Origin of the sequence: Aquabacterium sp. UBA2148 (assembly GCF_002328915.1) — a bacterium.
GTDB classification, from domain to species: Bacteria; Pseudomonadota; Gammaproteobacteria; order Burkholderiales; family Burkholderiaceae_C; genus Aquabacterium; species Aquabacterium parvum.
This window is the reverse complement of record NZ_DCXA01000099.1, coordinates 5,289-5,489: the sequence shown is the minus strand read 5'-3', so window position 1 is coordinate 5,489 and position 201 is coordinate 5,289. Positions and strand designations below refer to the sequence as shown.

The following is a 201-nucleotide window of genomic DNA, read 5'->3' as shown; positions in this document are numbered from 1 at the left end:
GTTGTCCGCCGGGAACGGGATGGCCCCGTTGAGCGATGCGCCCACGCCCAGGCTGGCGGCGGCCAGGTTGCCGTAAGCCACGCCCACCGGCGTCGTGGTCGGCGTGGTCGGCGAGGTGGGGGTGCTGCTGCCACCTCGGCCCTTGAGCCGGTCAGGGTCTTCGGCAGCCGTGTCGGTGCCAGAGGGCGAACTGCCCCCCCC

The 201-nt window shown here is 74.1% G+C and carries 1 pseudogene; it reads right to left on the bottom strand.

The window, feature by feature from the left end:
* Positions 1 to 201, bottom strand: a pseudogene (locus B2W70_RS05360) (hypothetical protein); the annotation flags it as partial.